General features: G+C 71.5%; 16 protein-coding genes. 8 read left to right on the top strand and 8 right to left on the bottom strand.

All coding sequences use genetic code 11. The features are described 5' to 3' along the window. The 4 genes from HLK59_RS40470 to HLK59_RS40455 all read right to left on the bottom strand — a co-directional run. Positions 1-1,704 (bottom strand): AAA family ATPase (locus tag HLK59_RS40470; RefSeq protein WP_171146650.1); only part of this gene is annotated, 1,704 nt, incomplete at its 3' end. Beyond that, positions 1,685-2,545 (bottom strand): hypothetical protein, encoded by an 861-nt coding sequence (locus HLK59_RS40465; RefSeq protein ID WP_171146649.1) that lies wholly within the window; start codon positions 2,543-2,545, stop codon positions 1,685-1,687. The genes HLK59_RS40470 and HLK59_RS40465, both read right to left, overlap by 20 nt. 68 nt (positions 2,546-2,613) lie before the next feature. Beyond that, positions 2,614-3,231, bottom strand: a complete 618-nt coding sequence (locus tag HLK59_RS40460) for a TetR/AcrR family transcriptional regulator (protein WP_171146648.1) — start codon at positions 3,229-3,231, stop codon at positions 2,614-2,616. Continuing rightward, positions 3,228-3,824 (bottom strand): hypothetical protein, encoded by a 597-nt coding sequence (locus tag HLK59_RS40455; protein ID WP_171146647.1) that lies wholly within the window; start codon positions 3,822-3,824, stop codon positions 3,228-3,230. The genes HLK59_RS40460 and HLK59_RS40455 overlap by 4 nt, the downstream gene beginning before the upstream one ends. A gap of 170 nt (positions 3,825-3,994) precedes the next feature. On the opposite strand from HLK59_RS40455, the gene hmgA reads away from it, so the two are divergent. From hmgA to HLK59_RS40440, 3 genes are read left to right on the top strand one after another with little or no spacing between them, the layout of a single operon-like run. Further along, positions 3,995-5,320 carry a homogentisate 1,2-dioxygenase gene (gene hmgA / locus HLK59_RS40450; protein ID WP_171146646.1) on the top strand — a complete coding sequence of 442 codons (1,326 nt, stop codon included), beginning with the start codon at positions 3,995-3,997 and terminating at the stop codon, positions 5,318-5,320. 27 nt (positions 5,321-5,347) lie between these two features. Then, on the top strand, positions 5,348-6,097 hold the full coding sequence (locus tag HLK59_RS40445) for a GntR family transcriptional regulator (RefSeq protein ID WP_171146645.1): 750 nt from the start codon (positions 5,348-5,350) through the stop codon (positions 6,095-6,097). 40 nt (positions 6,098-6,137) lie between these two features. Continuing rightward, positions 6,138-7,307 (top strand): type ISP restriction/modification enzyme, encoded by a 1,170-nt coding sequence (locus tag HLK59_RS40440; RefSeq protein ID WP_171146644.1) that lies wholly within the window; start codon positions 6,138-6,140, stop codon positions 7,305-7,307. On the opposite strand, the gene HLK59_RS40435 is transcribed toward HLK59_RS40440, so the two are convergent. Then, a complete protein-coding gene (locus HLK59_RS40435; protein WP_171146643.1) occupies positions 7,304-8,023 on the bottom strand; it encodes a TetR/AcrR family transcriptional regulator in 720 nt (239 codons plus the stop codon). The genes HLK59_RS40440 and HLK59_RS40435 overlap by 4 nt on opposite strands. A gap of 62 nt (positions 8,024-8,085) precedes the next feature. Here HLK59_RS40435 and HLK59_RS40430 point away from each other — a divergent pair, with 62 nt between their 5' ends. Continuing rightward, a complete protein-coding gene (locus tag HLK59_RS40430; RefSeq protein ID WP_171146642.1) occupies positions 8,086-9,033 on the top strand; it encodes an ATP-binding cassette domain-containing protein in 948 nt (315 codons plus the stop codon). Continuing rightward, on the top strand, positions 9,030-9,812 hold the full coding sequence (locus HLK59_RS40425; RefSeq protein ID WP_171146641.1) for an ABC transporter permease: 783 nt from the start codon (positions 9,030-9,032) through the stop codon (positions 9,810-9,812). The genes HLK59_RS40430 and HLK59_RS40425 overlap by 4 nt, the downstream gene beginning before the upstream one ends. A gap of 248 nt (positions 9,813-10,060) precedes the next feature. On the opposite strand, the gene HLK59_RS40420 is transcribed toward HLK59_RS40425, so the two are convergent. The 3 genes from HLK59_RS40420 to HLK59_RS40410 all read right to left on the bottom strand — a co-directional run bounded on the left by HLK59_RS40420 (position 10,061) and on the right by HLK59_RS40410 (position 11,820). Beyond that, entirely contained in the window at positions 10,061-10,330 is a 270-nt protein-coding gene (locus HLK59_RS40420; protein ID WP_095046249.1) for a hypothetical protein, read from the bottom strand. Positions 10,331-10,456: 126 nt separating this feature from the next. Next, positions 10,457-11,281, bottom strand: a complete 825-nt coding sequence (locus HLK59_RS40415; protein WP_171146640.1) for an anti-sigma factor — start codon at positions 11,279-11,281, stop codon at positions 10,457-10,459. Continuing rightward, the gene (locus HLK59_RS40410) at positions 11,278-11,820 is read right to left on the bottom strand and encodes a sigma-70 family RNA polymerase sigma factor (RefSeq protein ID WP_171146639.1); all 543 of its coding nucleotides are present in this window, start codon (positions 11,818-11,820) and stop codon (positions 11,278-11,280) included. Before HLK59_RS40410 ends, HLK59_RS40415 begins: the two co-directional genes overlap by 4 nt. Before the next feature lie 231 nt (positions 11,821-12,051). Between HLK59_RS40410 and HLK59_RS40405 the strand changes: the two genes are divergently transcribed. The 3 genes from HLK59_RS40405 to HLK59_RS40395 form a co-directional block, all read left to right on the top strand. Beyond that, positions 12,052-13,590 carry a DUF4331 domain-containing protein gene (locus HLK59_RS40405; protein WP_171146638.1) on the top strand — a complete coding sequence of 513 codons (1,539 nt, stop codon included), beginning with the start codon at positions 12,052-12,054 and terminating at the stop codon, positions 13,588-13,590. Positions 13,591-13,683: 93 nt separating this feature from the next. Then, positions 13,684-15,051 (top strand): tetratricopeptide repeat protein, encoded by a 1,368-nt coding sequence (locus HLK59_RS40400; protein WP_171146637.1) that lies wholly within the window; start codon positions 13,684-13,686, stop codon positions 15,049-15,051. Then, positions 15,048-16,314: nickel transporter (locus HLK59_RS40395; protein ID WP_171146636.1), on the top strand; the 1,267-nt coding region annotated here is incomplete at its 3' end. The genes HLK59_RS40400 and HLK59_RS40395, both read left to right, overlap by 4 nt.

The following is a 16,314-nucleotide window of genomic DNA, read 5'->3' as shown; positions in this document are numbered from 1 at the left end:
GCCGGGGCGTTGCACCAGGTCGCGTTCCATGGCCTCGCCGGGGAGGCGGGGCAGTTCGTCGCGCCACCGCTGGTCGTGGGGGTCGGGGAGGCGGGTCTCGCGGGCGATGGTGCGGGCGGTGATCCGGGCGACCAGGAAGGAGCGGCCCGCGGCTTCGGCGACGGCCTCGGCGATCGCGTCCACGAGCGGCGGCGGGGCGGTGACGAGGATCGAGCCGGGGGTGCACAGCAGTGTCCGGGTGTAGCCGCGGACCGCGTCGGGGTCGCCGTATCGCTCGGAGTCGAGGTCGATGCACTCGGCGGCCTCGGGCAGCCGGCTCGTGACGTGTCGCCGTGCTCCCACCAACAGCCTCAGGGGCAGCTGGAGTTCGGGGTCGGTGAGCGGTGCGATGAGCGCGTCGGCGGTCTCGTGCGGAGTGAGGGCCTCGTCCAGGGAGTCGACGATGACGACGAGGGGGCGGTCCCTGGTCTGGAGGTGGGCGGTGAGGGCGCCCAGTGACTCCGCGGCGCAGCCGGCGGCGGCGGACAGCGCGTCCAGGAGCTGCCGGGTGGAGAGGTGGCTGGCGTTGACGATCTGGTCGACGTCTCCCGGTCCTGGCAGGTGGCGGGGCAGTCCGGAGCGCGGGACGGAGGCGCTGTGTTCGGGATCGGTGAGCACGCCGACCATGCTGAGCAGGGAGGACTTCCCCGAGCCGGGGTCGCCGGTCACGACGCACAGGCGCTCGCCCGCGCGCTGCGGTGCCAGCCAGGAGGTGAGGTCGCCGAGTGCCGCGTGCCGTCCGGTGAAGTGCCAGACGTCCTCGGTGGGGAGGTCCGTGCCGCGGGCGCGGGGAAGGTGGAAGTCCCGCATGTCCCGTTCGCGGGCGCGTTGTTCGCGGGCGCCGAGGGCGACGATGCGGTCGATCTCCTCCAGGCTGCGCCGGTCGGCGTCGGGGGTGTGGCGCGGGTTGCGCAGGAACGCGAGAGTGCCGCCGCTGGCGTAGGTCAGCATGACGGGGCTCTGGGCGGGCGGCATCTCGGGGTCGCTGCCGACGGCGGCCATGACGACGTCGAGGCCGATGTGGGCGGGCACATGCCCGGCGGCGACCTCTTGGCGCACCGCCCGGTCGAAGGCGGCCGACAGCGCACCGGCGTAGGTCTCCTCCTTGCGCCGGGAGGAGGCCACGAGCGCGAGCCCGGTGCTGCCGGTCCCGGTGACCGGCTTCTGGAAGCGGCGGGCCTCCAGGGCCCGGCGCAGCGCGAGGTCCACGCCCTCCTCCGCGTAGCAGGTGTCGAGCAGTACCAGGAGCCGTTCGACGGGGGTGTCCTCCCACAGGTACTCGACGAGGTGCTCGGTGGGCAGTGCGGTGCCGCGCAGATCGGTGTCGTCGCTGTCGTGCAGCAGGAGGTAGTGGCGGTTGCTGCCGTCGCCGACGACTCCATGGGCCGCGAGGTAGAGCACCACGTAGTCGTCGGGGCGGCGGTCGGGTGCGCGGGCGAAGGCGCGCAGGGTGTCGACGAGTTCGTCCCGCGACGGGTCGAGGCCGAGTTCGGCGCCCCGGACGTAACCGAGTTCGCCGAGGAAGAGTTCATCGATCAGGCGTACGTCGTCGGCGAGTTCGGGGCGTTCGGCGTCGGGGTGCGCACGGACGTGGGTGACGGCCGTGGAGATCAGGAAGCGGCGGGCCTCGGGGGCCGCCGGTGCCTCAGCCGAGCCCACATCCATCGGTCACCGCCCGGCCGGCCTCCCGTGTGTTCAGGTAGCGCGTCACGTCGTGGGCCCGTGCCCCGTTGTGGACCAGATGACAGTCGACCCTGTTTCCGAACAGTGGCCGCAGGTCCTTGGCCAGGGCGACCACGTCCCCCTCGTCGGCGATGTTGGTCCAGGACCGTACGGAGCCCGGCCAGTCGCCGGGTGCTCCTCCCGTTCCCGTGCGCAGCCGGTCGAAGACGAGGTTGCGCACCCCCAGCGGTGAGCCCAGGGTCAGCAGCGCCCGCACCGGCCAGTCGGGGTGCGCGCACAGCGCCTCGTACGCGACGACGCTGCCCAGGGAGTGCCCCACGACCACCTGGGTGCGTTCGGTCACCACGTCCGCGACGCGTTTCTGCACGGCGTCCCCGAGATCCGTGTCGCACAGGTACGCACGCACCTGCTTGAGGTCGAGGATCATGGAGCGCAGTGCCACCTCGGCGAAGAACCGGGAGCGGCTGAGGGCGTTGAGCGCGCGCTGGACCGTCGCCGGGGTGCGGACGAGGGTGCGGGCGTCGGGCCCCGGCACGGCGTCGTCGGTGCGGGCGGCCTCCGCCCACCAGGCGAGCAGCAGGTCGGCTTCCAGCCCTTGCGAGACGTCCGCGGCGGTGAGCGGCGGGTCCTGGACGGAGAGCTTGCGGCCCGGTGGGCGGAACAGGTCGCCGTAGAACACGCACCGCACGTCGTCCGGGCCGAGCGTGGCCCGAGTGTCGGCGCGGGTCAGTCCGTCGCTGAGCGCGGGGTACCAGGAGGTGTGCAACCCCCGCTCCCCCGCGTGCTGTTGCCCGATCCCGTGGATGCAGACGACCCGAGCCATTGCGTCCCCCCATGCCCCGACCCAAGGGTGCGATCACCCTAGCAACGGCGGCGCCTGCGGGGCAGTGTTCAGTCGAGCACCCGCGCCAGATACGCCCGCAACATCTCCCGAGCCTCCTCGATGATCCGCTCGTCCCCCTCCGGAGCCACCCGGAACGCCAGATGTACGAGGGTGTCGGCCGTTTCGACGGCGATGAGGAAGGTGCGGCGGAGGTCCTCGTCCGGCTCGCGGTCGATGTAGCCGGAGAGGAGGTCGGTGAGGCGGTCGGCGACGCGGTGGTTGGGTTCGGCGTGGCGGGAGCCGACCGGGATCTGGTTGCCGAAGTCGACGAGGGAGAAGCCGGGGGCGGTGCGTTTCATGGCGAGGTACTCGTCGAGGACGGCGTCCATCGCGGCCCGCCAGCCTCCGCCGGCCGCCTCTTTGAGGCGTTCGGTGACGCGGGCGGTGAACCGTTCGAGGTTGCGCTGGGCGAGGGCGTCGGCCATCTGCCGCTTGTTACCGAAGAAGCGGTAGACGGAGCCGATGGGGACACCCGCGCGCTGGGCGACGGCCCGGGTGCTCAGGTCGTCGTAGCCGACCTCGTCGAGCAGGTCGGCGCAGGCGTCGAGGATCCTGGTCAGGCGTTCGGCACTGCGCCGCTGCACGGGCGCTCGGCGTAGCGATGTCGCGTGGGGCACGGGTTTCATGATGCCTTTCCGCCGCGGTCCGGTGAACCTCGCCCCCCTGTACGCAGATGGTTGGCCGGTGCACTCAGTGCGGTCGGTCCGGCGGTGGCCTCGGCGCCCGACGCCGTGATGTCGGCCGCGCTCTCGACGGGGTCGCCGTCGACGGCCCATACCGTGCCGTCGTCGGCGTAGAGCCGTGCGGTGACGGTGTGCGTGCCGCGCGGGACGAGGTCGCCCGGGATGTGGCACTCGGGGGTGCGCAGTCGGGAGACGAGGGCGCCGTCCACGAAGAGGTACACCAGGCCGCGGCCCTTGACCGCCTTCGGCTTGGTGCCGGACGGGGAGAAGCGGAAGTTCTGCACGGTCAGGCGCACGTCCCAGCTGTCGTCGCTGTCCGGCTGCACCTCGATGTCCACCTCGGGCGCGTTGTCCTCGTCCACCTCGCGGTAGTGGCGCCCCTCCTCGTCGGTGTCGTCGAGCACCTTGCCGACCGGCGAGGGCGACACCGCGCTGTTCTCCTGTTCCCGCGCATGATCGGAACCGCAGCTCGCGGTTCCGGCCCACAGGAGGACACAGACCGCGAGCGCGGCCGGCAGCGTCCGCGTCCACGACATGCCCGGGAGACTAGAACAACGTTCCGAAAGCCGAATCCCCCTGGAGTCTGGTTCTCCTCCTCCCTGATGAGGAGGCCCGTCGGCGGAAAGCACGCCCCACGGCCCTCTTGCGCCCGCGAAACCGCAATCCTACGGTGATACATAGGAATCGGATTCGCAAGGGAGCGATCATGAGCGGGGACACACGGAAGACGGCGGAGGGGCTGACCTACCTCTCCGGTTTCGGCAACGAGCACAGCTCGGAGGCCGTCCCCGGCGCCCTGCCCGAGGGCCGCAACGCCCCCCAGCGGGCACCCCTCGGCCTCTACGCGGAGCAGCTCAGCGGCACGGCGTTCACCGAGCCCCGCGCCCACAACCGCCGCTCCTGGCTGTACCGGATCCGCCCCTCGGCCGCGCACCCGGCGTTCACCCACACCCACAACGGCTGGATCCGCTCGGCCCCCTTCACCGAGTCCGTGCCCGACCCGAACCGGCTGCGCTGGAACCCGCTGCCGGAGCCGAGGGAGGGGACCGACTTCCTGGCCGGCCTGTGGACCCTGGGCGGCAACGGCGACACGACCCAGCGCACCGGCATGGCCGTGCACGTCTACCACGCCACCGACTCCATGGACCGCGTCTTCAGCGACGCCGACGGCGAGCTGCTGATCGTCCCCGAGCAGGGCGGCCTGCTGCTGCGCACGGAGTTCGGCCTGCTGCACGCCGAGCCCGGACATGTGGCCCTGATCCCGCGCGGGGTCCGCTTCCGCGTGGAGCTCCTCGACTCCGCCGCCCGCGGCTACGTCTGCGAGAACTACGGCGCCCCCTTCCAACTCCCCGACCTCGGCCCGATCGGCGCCAACGGCCTCGCCAACGCCCGTGACTTCAAAGCCCCCGTGGCCGCCTACGAGGACGTCGACGGCCCGGTCGAGGTGGTCAACAAGTTCTGCGGCAACCTCTGGACGGCGACCTACGACCACTCCCCGCTCGACGTGGTCGCCTGGCACGGCAACCATGTGCCGTACGTCTACGACCTGCGCCGCTTCAACGTCATCGGGACGATCTCGTACGACCATCCCGACCCGTCGATCTTCACGGTGCTGACGTCCCCGTCGGACACCCCGGGGCTGGCCGGCGTGGACTTCGTCGTCTTCGCGCCGCGCTGGCTGGTCGGCGAGGACACCTTCCGGCCGCCGTACTTCCACCGGAACGTGATGAGCGAGTACATGGGGCTCATCGAGGGCGCCTATGACGCGAAGACAGCCGGCAAGGGGGGCTTCGTGCCCGGTGGCGGCTCGCTGCACAACATGATGTCGGCGCACGGTCCGGACCGGGAGACGTTCGACCGGGCGAGCGCGGCCGAGCTGAAGCCGCAGAAGGTGGACGACGGGCTGGCGTTCATGTTCGAGACACGCTGGCCGGTGACGCTCACCGCGCACGCGGCCCAGGCCGATCATCTGCAACGGCACTACGACGAGGTGTGGAAGGGGCTGGAACGCCACTTCCGCCCGTTGCACTGATCGTCGGCTACCGGTACGGATAGCCCCGTGACCTCCTTCGCCCCGGACTCGATCGTCCTGAACCGCAAGCTGCCGCTCTGGTACCAGGTCTCGCAGTCGCTGCGCGCCTCGATACTGGGCCGCTCGCCCCAGGATCCGCTGCGACTGCCCACCGAGGAGCAGTTGGCGGGCCATTACGGGGTGAGCGTGCTGACCATGCGGCAGGCGTTGAAGGAGCTGGAGGACGAGGGGCTGATCACCCGGCATCGCCGGCGCGGCACGTTCATCGAGCCGAACGCGCTACGAGGGGCCCCGGTCCGGCTCCTCGGTTCGGTGGACGCGATCGTGGCCCAGCAGTCGGGGATGGCCACAGAACTGCTCGACCACGGCAAGGGTCCCGTTCCGGCCGAACTCGCCGAGTACTTCCCGGACCTGACCGAGGCGGCGACGTACCACCGTCTCCGGGGCGACGAGAAGACGGGCGAGCCGACCAACCACGCCCGCAACTGGATCCGCCCCGAACTCGGCGCGCGCATCGACCTGGACGACCTGGTCCGCTGGCCGATGACCAAGGTGCTGCGGGATGTCGTCGGCGCGGACATCAGCCGTATCACGGACACGGTGGAGGCGCGCCTCGCGGACCCGGAGACGGCCCAGCTGCTCCAAGTGCCGTTGCTGAGCCCGATCCTGCACTACACGGGGGTGACGTACGACGGGGAGGGACGGGTGCTGGACGTGGCGGTGATCCACTACCGGGGCGACCGCTTCTCCTTCACGGTGACGCTGGAGGCCAACTGACCCGTGTGACCCCGACTGCCTGTCGGCCGAACGTCGTACGATGCCCAGCGTGACGCACGACGACGCTCCGCTGCTCGCGGACCTCATGCCGTGGTCCGTCGCACCGCCGCGGCTCGGCCGGGGGTGGCCGACGGGTCCCGACCCGGCGTCCCTGAAGGCCCGCTGGGACGCCCTGCTGAAGGCCGAGGGCCCGGATCGGGAGGCCCTGTTCGAGCCGACGCGTTCCCGCACCCTGCGCTCGGCGGTCGGACAGCTGCCGGGACAGCCGGGCGGCACGGAGAAGCTCGCCCGCGCCACCGGCCCCTGCGCCGAGCCGGTGCGTGTGCTGCACGCCCCCTTCGACGAGCACTGGCTGATCCCCGACCACCGGCTGATCGACACGGCCCGCCCTGAGTTGTGGCGGGTGGCGGACGAGCACCAGGTCTTCGTCGCGGAGACGGCAGGCGGCCCCGGCCCGGTGCTGATCGCCACGTCCCTGCTCCCGCTGCTGCGCCCCGGCCGTGTCCGCCCGCTGTACCGGCGGCCCGACGGGGCGGAACCGAACCTGGCGCCGGGCCTGGCGGAGTATCTGGGCGAGCGGCTCGGCCGGTCCGTGGACCCGTCGGACGTCCTCGCCTGGACCCTGACCGCCGTACGCCCGGACCTCGCCGTGCCTCTCACCGACGACCCCGAGCTCTGGGCCCGGGGCACCGAACTGGGCCACCGCCTCCTGCGGCTCGTGCGCCGCGACGGGGACCGTCCCAAGCTGCCCGGCGGCCGCCGCCCCTACGTCCGCGCCCCGCTGCCGACCCGCCCCCTCGGCCTCCACTACGACCGCGACGAGGAGACCCTCCACCTCGACGAGGGCCGTATCTCCCCCGTGCCCCCGCAGGCCTGGGACTTCGAGGTCAACGGCGTGCGTGTCCTGGAGGAGTGGTTCACGACGAGGACGGCGGAGCCCGAGCCGGGCACCCTGTCGGCCCTCCGCCCGGCGACCTGGCCCCAGACCTGGACGTCGGAGCTCCTTGAGCTGATCACGGTCCTGGCGCTGACGGCGGAAGTGACGCGGGAGCAAGCCGAGTTGACAGTGACGGCGACGGCGACGGCACGGATCACGGCGGCGGAGCTGCGCAGGGCGGGCGTGTTCCCGGTACCGGAGACGGCACGCAGGCCGGCCTCGGTGCTGGACCACCACGAGGAAGGCCCGGAAGGCCAGTTGGGCCTGATCTAGTTCTTCGGATCGAAGGAGTCCAGCAACCTCGTCACCATCCGGTCGAACGTCCCCTCCGGATCATCCGGCGGCGCCATCCCCTGCGCGAACAACGCGGCCAGGTGCGGATACTCCCCGGTCCCGACCCGCCCCATCATGTACGCCCCCCGCACCGCCTGTTCCTGCTCCGCCGACCACGGCACCGACCGCGACCGCTCGGCGACCGCCTGCTCGTTGGCGACGAAGGTCATCACCGACCCGTTCACCATCCCGAACAGCTCCAGCTTGGTGCCGGGCGGCACATCGAGGCCCTCCAGGCAGGCGAGCACCCGGTCGAGAACGCGCAGCGCGTTCGGGCTGATGGAGTACACCGTCGACATCACCCGCACCACCCAGGGATGGCGCCGCATGATGCCGAGCGCCTGCCGGGCGAAGTCCGTCATGTCCGCCCGCCAGTCCCCGTGGCCCTCGGCAGAGAGCTCGTACTCGCCGCTGATCAGATCGACCATCAGCTCGTACAGGTCCTCCTTGCGCGGCACGTAGTTGTACAGCGACATCGTGCCGCAGCCGATCTCCGCCGCCACCCGCCGCATCGAGACCGCGTCCAGCCCGTCCGCGTCGGCGATACGGACCGCCGCCGCGGCGATGTCCGCCCGGCTGTACGCCGGTTTCGGGCCTCGGCCCGTGCGCTCGGGGCGCGCCCAGATCACCTCGGGTTCGGCCGCTCGGCCCGCCATGGATCATCACCTCCCCCTCATCTTAGTTACGTACGGCGTACGTAGTGGGGTACCGTGGCCGTATGATTACTACGTACGCTGTACTTAGTGAGGGTCTGGAGCGCCGTTTCCGCGATGTCCACGCGCTGCGCGGACTCGATCTCGCGGTCGAGGAGGGCACGGTCTGCGGGCTGCTCGGGCCGAACGGCGCGGGCAAGACGACCGCGGTGCGGGTGCTGACCACGCTGCTGCGGCCGGACGCGGGGACGGCCCGGGTCGCCGGGTACGACGTGGTGCGCGAGGCCGCGAAGGTGCGTCGGCGGATCGCGGTCACCGGGCAGTACGCCTCGGTGGACGGCGACCTCACCGGCGCCGAGAACCTGCGGCTGTTCGCACGGCTGCTGCGCGCCCCGCGGACCCGCGCCGACGAGCTGCTGGAGCGGTTCGCACTGACCGACGCCGCCGACCGGCCCGCCCGCACCTACTCGGGTGGCATGCGCCGCCGTCTCGACCTCGCCGCGAGCCTCATCACCCGGCCCGCCGTGCTGTTCCTTGACGAGCCGACGACCGGGCTCGATCCGCACAGCAGGAACGAGATCTGGGACGCCGTAAGGGAGTTGGTGGGCGAGGGCACCACCGTGCTGCTGACCACGCAGTACCTGGAGGAGGCCGACCGGCTGGCCGACCGCGTCGTACTGATCGACGAGGGCCGGGTCGCCCACCAGGGCACCCCCGCCGAACTCAAGGCGCAGACGGGGCGGTACGCCGAGGTGGTGGTCGCCGAGGACGGCGGCACCCCCGCACTGCACGCGGCCGCCGTGGTCCTCGATCAGCTGACCGGTGCCCGTCCGGTGCTCGACGCCGAGCGGCGCACGGCGGGCGCGGTCGTCCTCGACCCCGGCCTCACCCTCCCCCGCATCGTCCGCGAACTCGACGCCGGCAGCGTGCCGGTCGTCGACGCGAGCCTGCGCCCGCCCACCCTCGACGAGGTGTTCCTGCGCCTCACCGCACGAGAGGAGGTCGCCGCGTGACTGCGGTGATCCACGACGGTACGGCGGTCCTGGGCCGCCACCTCCACAAGGTCCGGCACGCGCCCGCGATCACGCTCATGACGCAGACGATGCCGATCGTCTTCCTGCTGTTCTTCGGCTATGTCTTCGGCAGCGCGCTGGCCATGCCGGGCGAGGAGTACCGGGCGTTCCTGGTGCCGGGGATGCTGGTGGCGACCGTCGCGAACGGCGTCATGACCGGGATGTTCACCGCCGCCGCGGACTCCCATCGCGGGGTGATGGACCGTTTCCGCACCCTTCCGATGAGCCGCTCGGCGGTCCCCGCGGGCCAGGCGGTCGCCGATCTGCTGGTGACGGCGGTCGGGCTGGTCCCGCTGCTTCTCGTGGGGCTGGCGATGGGCTGGCGGGTCGAGGGCGGGTGGCTCGCGGCGATGGGCGCGTTCGGCCTGCTGCTGCTCTTCCGGCTGGCCGCCACCTGGGTGGGCATCCTGCTGGGGCTCGCCTCACGCAGCGAGGAGGCGGCGGGGCAGCTGGGCGGCGCGACCTTCATGCTGCCGCTGCTGTCCAACGCGTACATCCCCGTCGACGGCATGCCGGGCTGGCTGCGCACGCTCGCCGAGTGGAACCCGATCAGCGCGGTCACCACGGCCGTACGGGAGCTCTTCGGCAACGCGCCGGTCCCGGAGGGGGCTGCCTGGCCGGTGGCTCATCCGGTCGCCGGGTCGCTCGCGTGGTGTGCGGTGCTGATCGCCGTGTGTGCGCCGCTCGCGGTGCGTCGGTATGCACGCGGGGAAGGGTGAGAGAGGCGGGCGCTGGAACGGGGAAGCGCTGAACTACTGTTCGCCGGGCGTGACTTCGGAGCGTTTGCGACCCAACTGATGGGCCCTGCCGGTGAGTTCGAGCGGGGTGGGGTGGGTGGTGTACCCGCGCCCGGTGGACGTACCCGGCGCTGCCGCATGCCGTGGGGATGACGGACGACGGAGTCGCGGCAGGGCGCCGGGGCGGTACGGCCGGCCGGGCGCGGGTCGGAAACGCCTGAGCGTGCGGGCTACCGCCCGCCGAACAGCGACCGGCGCAGTCGACGCAGCGGGGCGAAGAGCGAGACGCGACGGACGCGCGCACCCCTGTCGCTGCGGTTCTGCGCGGGTTCACGGGCGGTCAGCTCACGCATCAGCGAAGTCGCCTCGGCCGCCTCACGCTGCGGGACGACAGGACCGCCCAGCACCGAGAGATGGCGGTCGAGGCGCGAACTGGTCGCGCTGCTCCCGCAGGTGATCGCAGGGACCCTCGCCCTGCTGCGCACTGTTATCTGTTCCATGTCACTCCCCACCCGTACGAGTCCACCCGGCCCGGGCAGGGTAACCCTATCGCCCTCATGGGGCACTCGTGTATCGCGGTCACAGGATTCACCTTCCCCATAAGGGTGTTGACGACCCCTCCGTGGTTACTCTCCGAATCCAACCGATTTCAGGGCGAGTTGGACAACTGGCTGAGTAGTGGGCTGCGCCGATCCGCCGTCGGGCTCGACGGTTACAGCCAGTGACGTGGCGGACTTGTCGAGACCGGAGGTGACCAAGGGCGTGTCGGCGTCGAAGAGCCCGAGGGAGCGCGGTTGCGCGCCGGGGCGCATGAGCCACAACTGGTTCACGCGGTCGGTCGGAATGTCGTCGTATCCGCTGAGGGTGACCACCGCTCTGCCCTCCGACGCGGACGCGACCACCCCGATACTGCGGCCCTGCGCGTCCTTGCCGGTGCTCGCCCGGGCGTCGGGAGCTGCGAGAACGTGGGCGATCTCACTCGCCCGGACCCGCTCGGCGTTCAGCTGGTCCCGGGTGTCGTTCGCCTGTACGGCGAACAGCGAGGCGACCACGAGGGCCGCGGCGGCCGTGGCGGTGGCGAACGGCACGAACAGGGGGCGGCGCTCCCGGGGCGCACGGGAGCGTGCCGGGGGTGCCTGCGTGCCCCAGACGTGCGGCGGCAGTTGGGGCTCGTGCACCCGCGCCGGTTGCGCGCGCACCGGTTCCTGCGCGGTGGTGCGTACGGCGGCCAGGACCCGGTCGCGCATCGCGGCCGGCGCCGGTGCGACCGTCGTCCAGGCGAGGCGCGCGGCGTCCTCGGTCAGGGCGCGGACCTCGGCGGCGCAGGCCGGACAGTTCTTCAGGTGCTTCTCGAAGCGGGCCCGCTCGGCGGGCTCCAGGGCGTCGAGGGCGTAGGGCGCGGCGAGCGAGTGCGGGTCCTCGCGGCGGAACAGATTGCCGAGGAGGCTCATGCCGCACCTCCCATGCACTCGCGCATCCGGGTCAGTCCGTCGCGCATCCGGGTCTTGACGGTGCCCAGCGGCAGCGAGAGCCGCTCGGCCACTTCACGGTACGTGTAGCCGTCGTAGTAGGCGAGGGTGACGGACTGGCGCTGGAGTTCGGTGAGCCGTTCCAGACAGCGGCGCACCCACTCGCGTTCGAGTCCGGCCTCGACCTCCTCGGTGACATGGTCGAAGGCGGGGCCGTTCGCCCGCCGGGCCACCCGCAGTTCGCGCTCGCCGGCGGCGCGGGCGCTGCGCACCCGGTCGACGGCCCGGCGGTGGGCGAGGGTGAGGATCCAGGACAGGGCGCTGCCCCGGCCGGGGTCGAACCGCGCGGCGGACCGCCAGGTCTCGAGCAGCACCTCCTGCGCCACCTCCTCCGACTGCGCCGGATCCCGCACCACTCGGCGCACCAGGCCGAACACCGGCCCGGAGACCAGTCCGTACAGCTCCTCGAATGCCTTCTGGTCCCCGCCCGCAACGAGCACCAGAAGCTCGTCCGCCTCCAAGTCGCCTCCCCCTCCCGCAAAACCACATCTGGGCCGTCCGGTCCCACGAGGTATTCGCAACGAACACACCTCCGGATGGGGTTACGGATCAGAGCGCCGAAAACGCGGGTCGCCGTTCGATGAAACATGATCCCGAATCCGCCGTAAGAACGTTTGGGATTCGACCAATCCGCCCTGCCGACCGCTCCGAATCAGCGTTCGTCAGGCAAGTTGGGACTGAGGACGGACGGCATGACACCTATCTCCAGGAGCGGTGCGGGGCGCAGGAGCGTCGCGACCCTCATATGCGCTTCGCTGGCCGCCGGTGGGCTCGCAGCCGCCGGTGTGGCCGTGCTGGAACCGGGGGCGGCCAGCGCCTCCAGTCACCGGGAGGCCCCGCTGATCTCGGGGACCCCGCAGTACGACAACACGGACGTGTACGCGTTCGTCAGCCCGGACAAGCCGGACACGACGACGCTCATCGCGAACTGGATCCCGTTCGAGGAGCCGGCCGGCGGACCGAACTTCTTCACGTTCGCCGAGGACGCCCAGTACGACATCCACATCGACAACAACGGTGACGCGCAGGGCGAGCTGGTCTTCCGCTACACGTTCAAGACGCACGTCAAGAACGACAAGACGTTCCTGTACAACACCGGTCCCGTCGAGAGCCTCGACGACCCGGACCTCAACATCACGCAGACGTACGACATCGAGCTGATCAAGCTCAAGAACCAGCACGAGGTGTCGAGGACCAAGGTCGCCGACGACGTGCCGGTGGCACCGTCGAACGTCGGCAAGGCGTCGATGCCGGACTACAACAAGCTGCGCAAGGAAGCGATCTACAAGCTGCCCGGCGGCTCGACGACCTTCGCCGGCCAGGCCGACGACCCGTTCTTCCTGGACCTGCGCGTCTTCGACCTGCTGTACGGCGGAAACCTCTCCGAGGTCGGCCGTGACACCCTCAAGGGCTACAACGTCAACTCCGTCGCCCTCCAGGTGCCGACGGACATGATCACGGAGTCCAAGGACCAGCCGATCGTCGGCATCTGGTCGACGACCCAGCGCAAGAACGCGCAGGGGTACTTCACCCAGGTCTCGCGTCTGGGCATGCCGCTGGTCAACGAGGTCGTCAACCCCATCAAGGACAAGGACAAGTTCAACGCGTCCTCGCCCTGGAACGACGGCGACTTCCTCAAGAACGTGACCAACCCGGAGCTGCCGAAGCTCATCGAGGCGATCTACAAGATCGACGCGCCCGACGAGCCTCGCAACGACCTCGTCGACGTCTTCCTGAAGGGCGTCGAGGGCCTCAACCAGCCGCCGCACGTGCGGGCGGCGGAGGAGCTGCGGCTCAACACGTCCATCAAGCCGACCGACGATCCCAAGCGGCTCGGTGTGCTGGACGGCGACAACGCGGGCTTCCCGAACGGGCGTCGGCTCACCGACGACGTGCTCGACGCCGCGCTCCAGGTCGTCGAGGGTGAACTCCTCGGTGCCAAGAACGACTTGGGCGACGCGGTCGACAAGAACGACAAGAAGTTCAAGAAGTCCTTCCCGTACCTGGCCAACCCGACCGCGGGGTCCCGCGGGAAGCTCGCCAAGGGCGTCAGCGGTGGGAACGACGTCCGCAACCAGCTGGGCGACGCGCTCCAGCCGGCGGGCTCCTCCGGCACGGGCATGGACGACACCACTCTGGTCGCCGCTTCGGCGGGCGCCGGCGCGGCCGGTATCGCACTGATCGGTGCGGGTCTCATGTGGTGGCGCCGGATGCGGACCCGGCCGTACTAGGCCACCCCTGACTGGCGCGGCCCGCACGTACTCATCCCCCACGGCGCGGGCCGCGCCTGTACATCCAGCCAGAGCGATCCATAGGAGAGGGCAATGGTCCCGGGTACGAACGACGACGAGACGACAGCCACCGGAGGGCGGCGGCGCGCCGTACAACTCGGCGGTTCTGCCGTTCTGTTGGCCATTGCCCTCACCTCGGGTTCGATCGCCGTCGGCGCCCTGCGCGACGACGGCGGTACGACCGTCGCGGCCGCGCCGAGTGCCATGTCACCGGCGCTGCTCTCCAGTGGGGACCTGGACGCGGGCATCGCCTCCCTGCAAGCCCATCTCCGCTCCCAGCCGAAGGACTTCGGCAGCTGGGCCACCCTCGGGCTCGCCTATGTCGAACAGGCCCGCACCAAGGGCGACCCCTCCCGCTACCCGCAGGCCGACAAGGCCCTGAAGCGGTCGCTGGAGCTGAAGGCGGACAACGAGCAGGCCCTCGCCGGCCGTGCCGCCCTGGCCGCGGCCCGGCACGACTTCGAGGACGCCCTGGAGTACGCCGACCGGACCCTGAAGCAGAACCCCTACAACGAACGCGCCCTGTCCTCCCGGATCGACGCCCTCGTCGAGCTCGGCCGCTACGCCGACGCCGCGAAGGCCGCCGACACGGCGGACTCCCGCAAGCCCGGCATCCCGATCTTCACGCGGTACGCGTACGTCCATGAGCTGCGCGGCGACGTGAGCACGGCGAAGCGGGTGCTGAAGCAGGCCTTCAGGTCCGCCTCCACCCCCGGTGACGTGGCGTACGTCGCCACGCAGCTCGGCCAACTCGCGTGGAACCAGGGCGAGTACAAGGATGCCCTCACCTACTACGCGCGGGCTCTGGCCGCCGACGAGGACTACCTCCCCGCCCTTGAAGGCCGCGCCCGTGCGCAGGCCGCGAGCGGCGACGAGAAGGAAGCGGTCCGCGGCCTGGAGAACGTCGTCGCCCGCTACCCGCTGCCCGGCCCGCTCGTCGAGCTGGGCGAGCTGTACGACGAGCGCGGCGACACGGACAAGGCCGACGACCAGTACGCCCTGGTCGACGCCTGGACGGCGCTCGCCCGCGCCAACGGCGTCAACGCCGACCTGGACACCGCGCTCGCCGCCGCCGACCACGGCGACAAGAAGGCGGCGCTGCGCGCGGCCCGCGCCGAGTGGGACCGCCGGCACACCGTGCACACGGCAGACGCCCTGGCCTGGGCCCTGCATGTCAACGGCGAGGACGAGGAGGCCCTGCCGTACGCCCGCCGGGCCACCGCGACGGGCTACCGCAACGCCTCGTTCCTCTACCACCGCGGCGTCATCGAACGCGCCACGGGCCACGAGAAGGACGCCCGCACCCATCTCAAGGCGGCCCTGAAGCTGAACCCCGGTTTCTCGACGCTGGGTTCCGGCGAGGCCCGCAAGGCGCTCAAGGACCTGGAGGCGGCCAAGTGAGGTCCCGTCGTCTGTTCGCCTCCGGTGCGGCCGTGCTCACGGCCGCGTGCGCGCTCGTCCTCCTCCCCTCCGGAGCCGCGAGCGCGCACCCCCTCGGCAACTTCACCGTCAACCGCTACGACGGTCTCGTCGCCGCCCCGGGACAGCTGCGTGTCGACCACGTCGAGGACCTCGCCGAGATCCCGGCGACCCAGGCGAAGCCGGACATCGAGAAGCTGGGCATGGCCGACTGGGCCGCGCAGCGGTGCGAGACGGCCGCCCGGGACAGCGAGGTCACCGTCGACGGCCGTACGGCTGCCCTCACGGTCCAGGACAGCAAGGCCCGGGTGCGGCCCGGCCAGGCGGGGCTCGACACCCTGCGTGTGGAGTGCGAGCTGACGGCACCGCTCCCCGAGGGCTCCGCGGTCGCCCTCGGCTTCCGCGGCGCGGGCACGGACTCGGGGCCCGGCTGGCGGGAGATCACCGCGCGCGGCGACCGGACGACGCTCACGGCGTCGGACGTACCGACGAAGTCGGTCTCCCGCGAACTGACCGACTACCCGCAGGAGTTGCTCTCCTCCCCCGCCGACACCACGACGGCGGAACTGCGGGTACGACCCGGTGGCCCGGCCCTTTCCGAGGAGCGGGAGGACGCCCCGGCGGCCTCCGTGCTCCCCCGCGGCGCCGACCGCTGGACCCGGGCGCTGGACTCCCTGGTGGCCCGCCACGACCTCACCTTCGGTTTCGCCGCGCTGGCCCTGTTCATCGCCATAGCGCTGGGCGCGCTGCACGCGCTCGCCCCCGGCCACGGCAAGACCCTGATGGCGGCGGTGGCGACGGCCCGCGGCGGCAAGGCCCGCCTCAAGGACGTCATGCCCCTGGCCGCGTCGGTCACGGTGACCCACACCCTCGGCGTGGTCGCCCTGGGCCTGCTGGTCACGGCGGGTTCGGGGGCGGCGCCCTCGGTGATCACCTGGCTGGGCGTCGCGAGCGGGGTGCTGGTGACGGGGGCGGGGCTGACCCTCGTACGACGGGCTCTGCACCACCGCAAGCACGAGCACGGCCACGGGCATACGCACGACCACCATGAGCACGACCACGGTCACTCCCACGACCACCCGCACCCGCACGGCCCCGACGACGGCGGGCACGGACACTCCCACGACCACGACCCCGCCGAGGCCCCCGCGCGCGAGCTGGCCCTGGTGTCCGCGCACAGCCACCCGGCCTCCGGGACGTCCGCGCACGACCACTCCCCGCAGGAGCACGACCACAAGCACAAGC

The sequence above is a fragment of the Streptomyces sp. S3(2020) genome (genome assembly GCF_013044505.1).
In the GTDB taxonomy this organism is placed as follows: Bacteria; Actinomycetota; Actinomycetes; order Streptomycetales; family Streptomycetaceae; genus Streptomyces.
This window is presented reverse-complemented; position numbering and strand designations above follow the sequence as displayed.

Excerpts from the sequence above, each read along its gene's own strand:
- HLK59_RS40465 (WP_171146649.1), bottom strand. The coding sequence starts at position 2,545 with ATGGCTCGGGTCGTCTGCATCCACGGGATCGGGCAACAGCACGCGGGG.
- HLK59_RS40460 (WP_171146648.1), bottom strand. The coding sequence starts at position 3,231 with ATGAAACCCGTGCCCCACGCGACATCGCTACGCCGAGCGCCCGTGCAG.
- HLK59_RS40455 (WP_171146647.1), bottom strand. The coding sequence starts at position 3,824 with ATGTCGTGGACGCGGACGCTGCCGGCCGCGCTCGCGGTCTGTGTCCTC.
- hmgA (WP_171146646.1), top strand. The coding sequence starts at position 3,995 with ATGAGCGGGGACACACGGAAGACGGCGGAGGGGCTGACCTACCTCTCC.
- HLK59_RS40440 (WP_171146644.1), top strand. The coding sequence starts at position 6,138 with ATGCCCAGCGTGACGCACGACGACGCTCCGCTGCTCGCGGACCTCATG.
- HLK59_RS40435 (WP_171146643.1), bottom strand. The coding sequence starts at position 8,023 with ATGGCGGGCCGAGCGGCCGAACCCGAGGTGATCTGGGCGCGCCCCGAG.
- HLK59_RS40430 (WP_171146642.1), top strand. The coding sequence starts at position 8,086 with ATGATTACTACGTACGCTGTACTTAGTGAGGGTCTGGAGCGCCGTTTC.
- HLK59_RS40420 (WP_095046249.1), bottom strand. The coding sequence starts at position 10,330 with ATGGAACAGATAACAGTGCGCAGCAGGGCGAGGGTCCCTGCGATCACC.
- HLK59_RS40415 (WP_171146640.1), bottom strand. The coding sequence starts at position 11,281 with ATGAGCCTCCTCGGCAATCTGTTCCGCCGCGAGGACCCGCACTCGCTC.
- HLK59_RS40405 (WP_171146638.1), top strand. The coding sequence starts at position 12,052 with ATGACACCTATCTCCAGGAGCGGTGCGGGGCGCAGGAGCGTCGCGACC.
- HLK59_RS40400 (WP_171146637.1), top strand. The coding sequence starts at position 13,684 with ATGGTCCCGGGTACGAACGACGACGAGACGACAGCCACCGGAGGGCGG.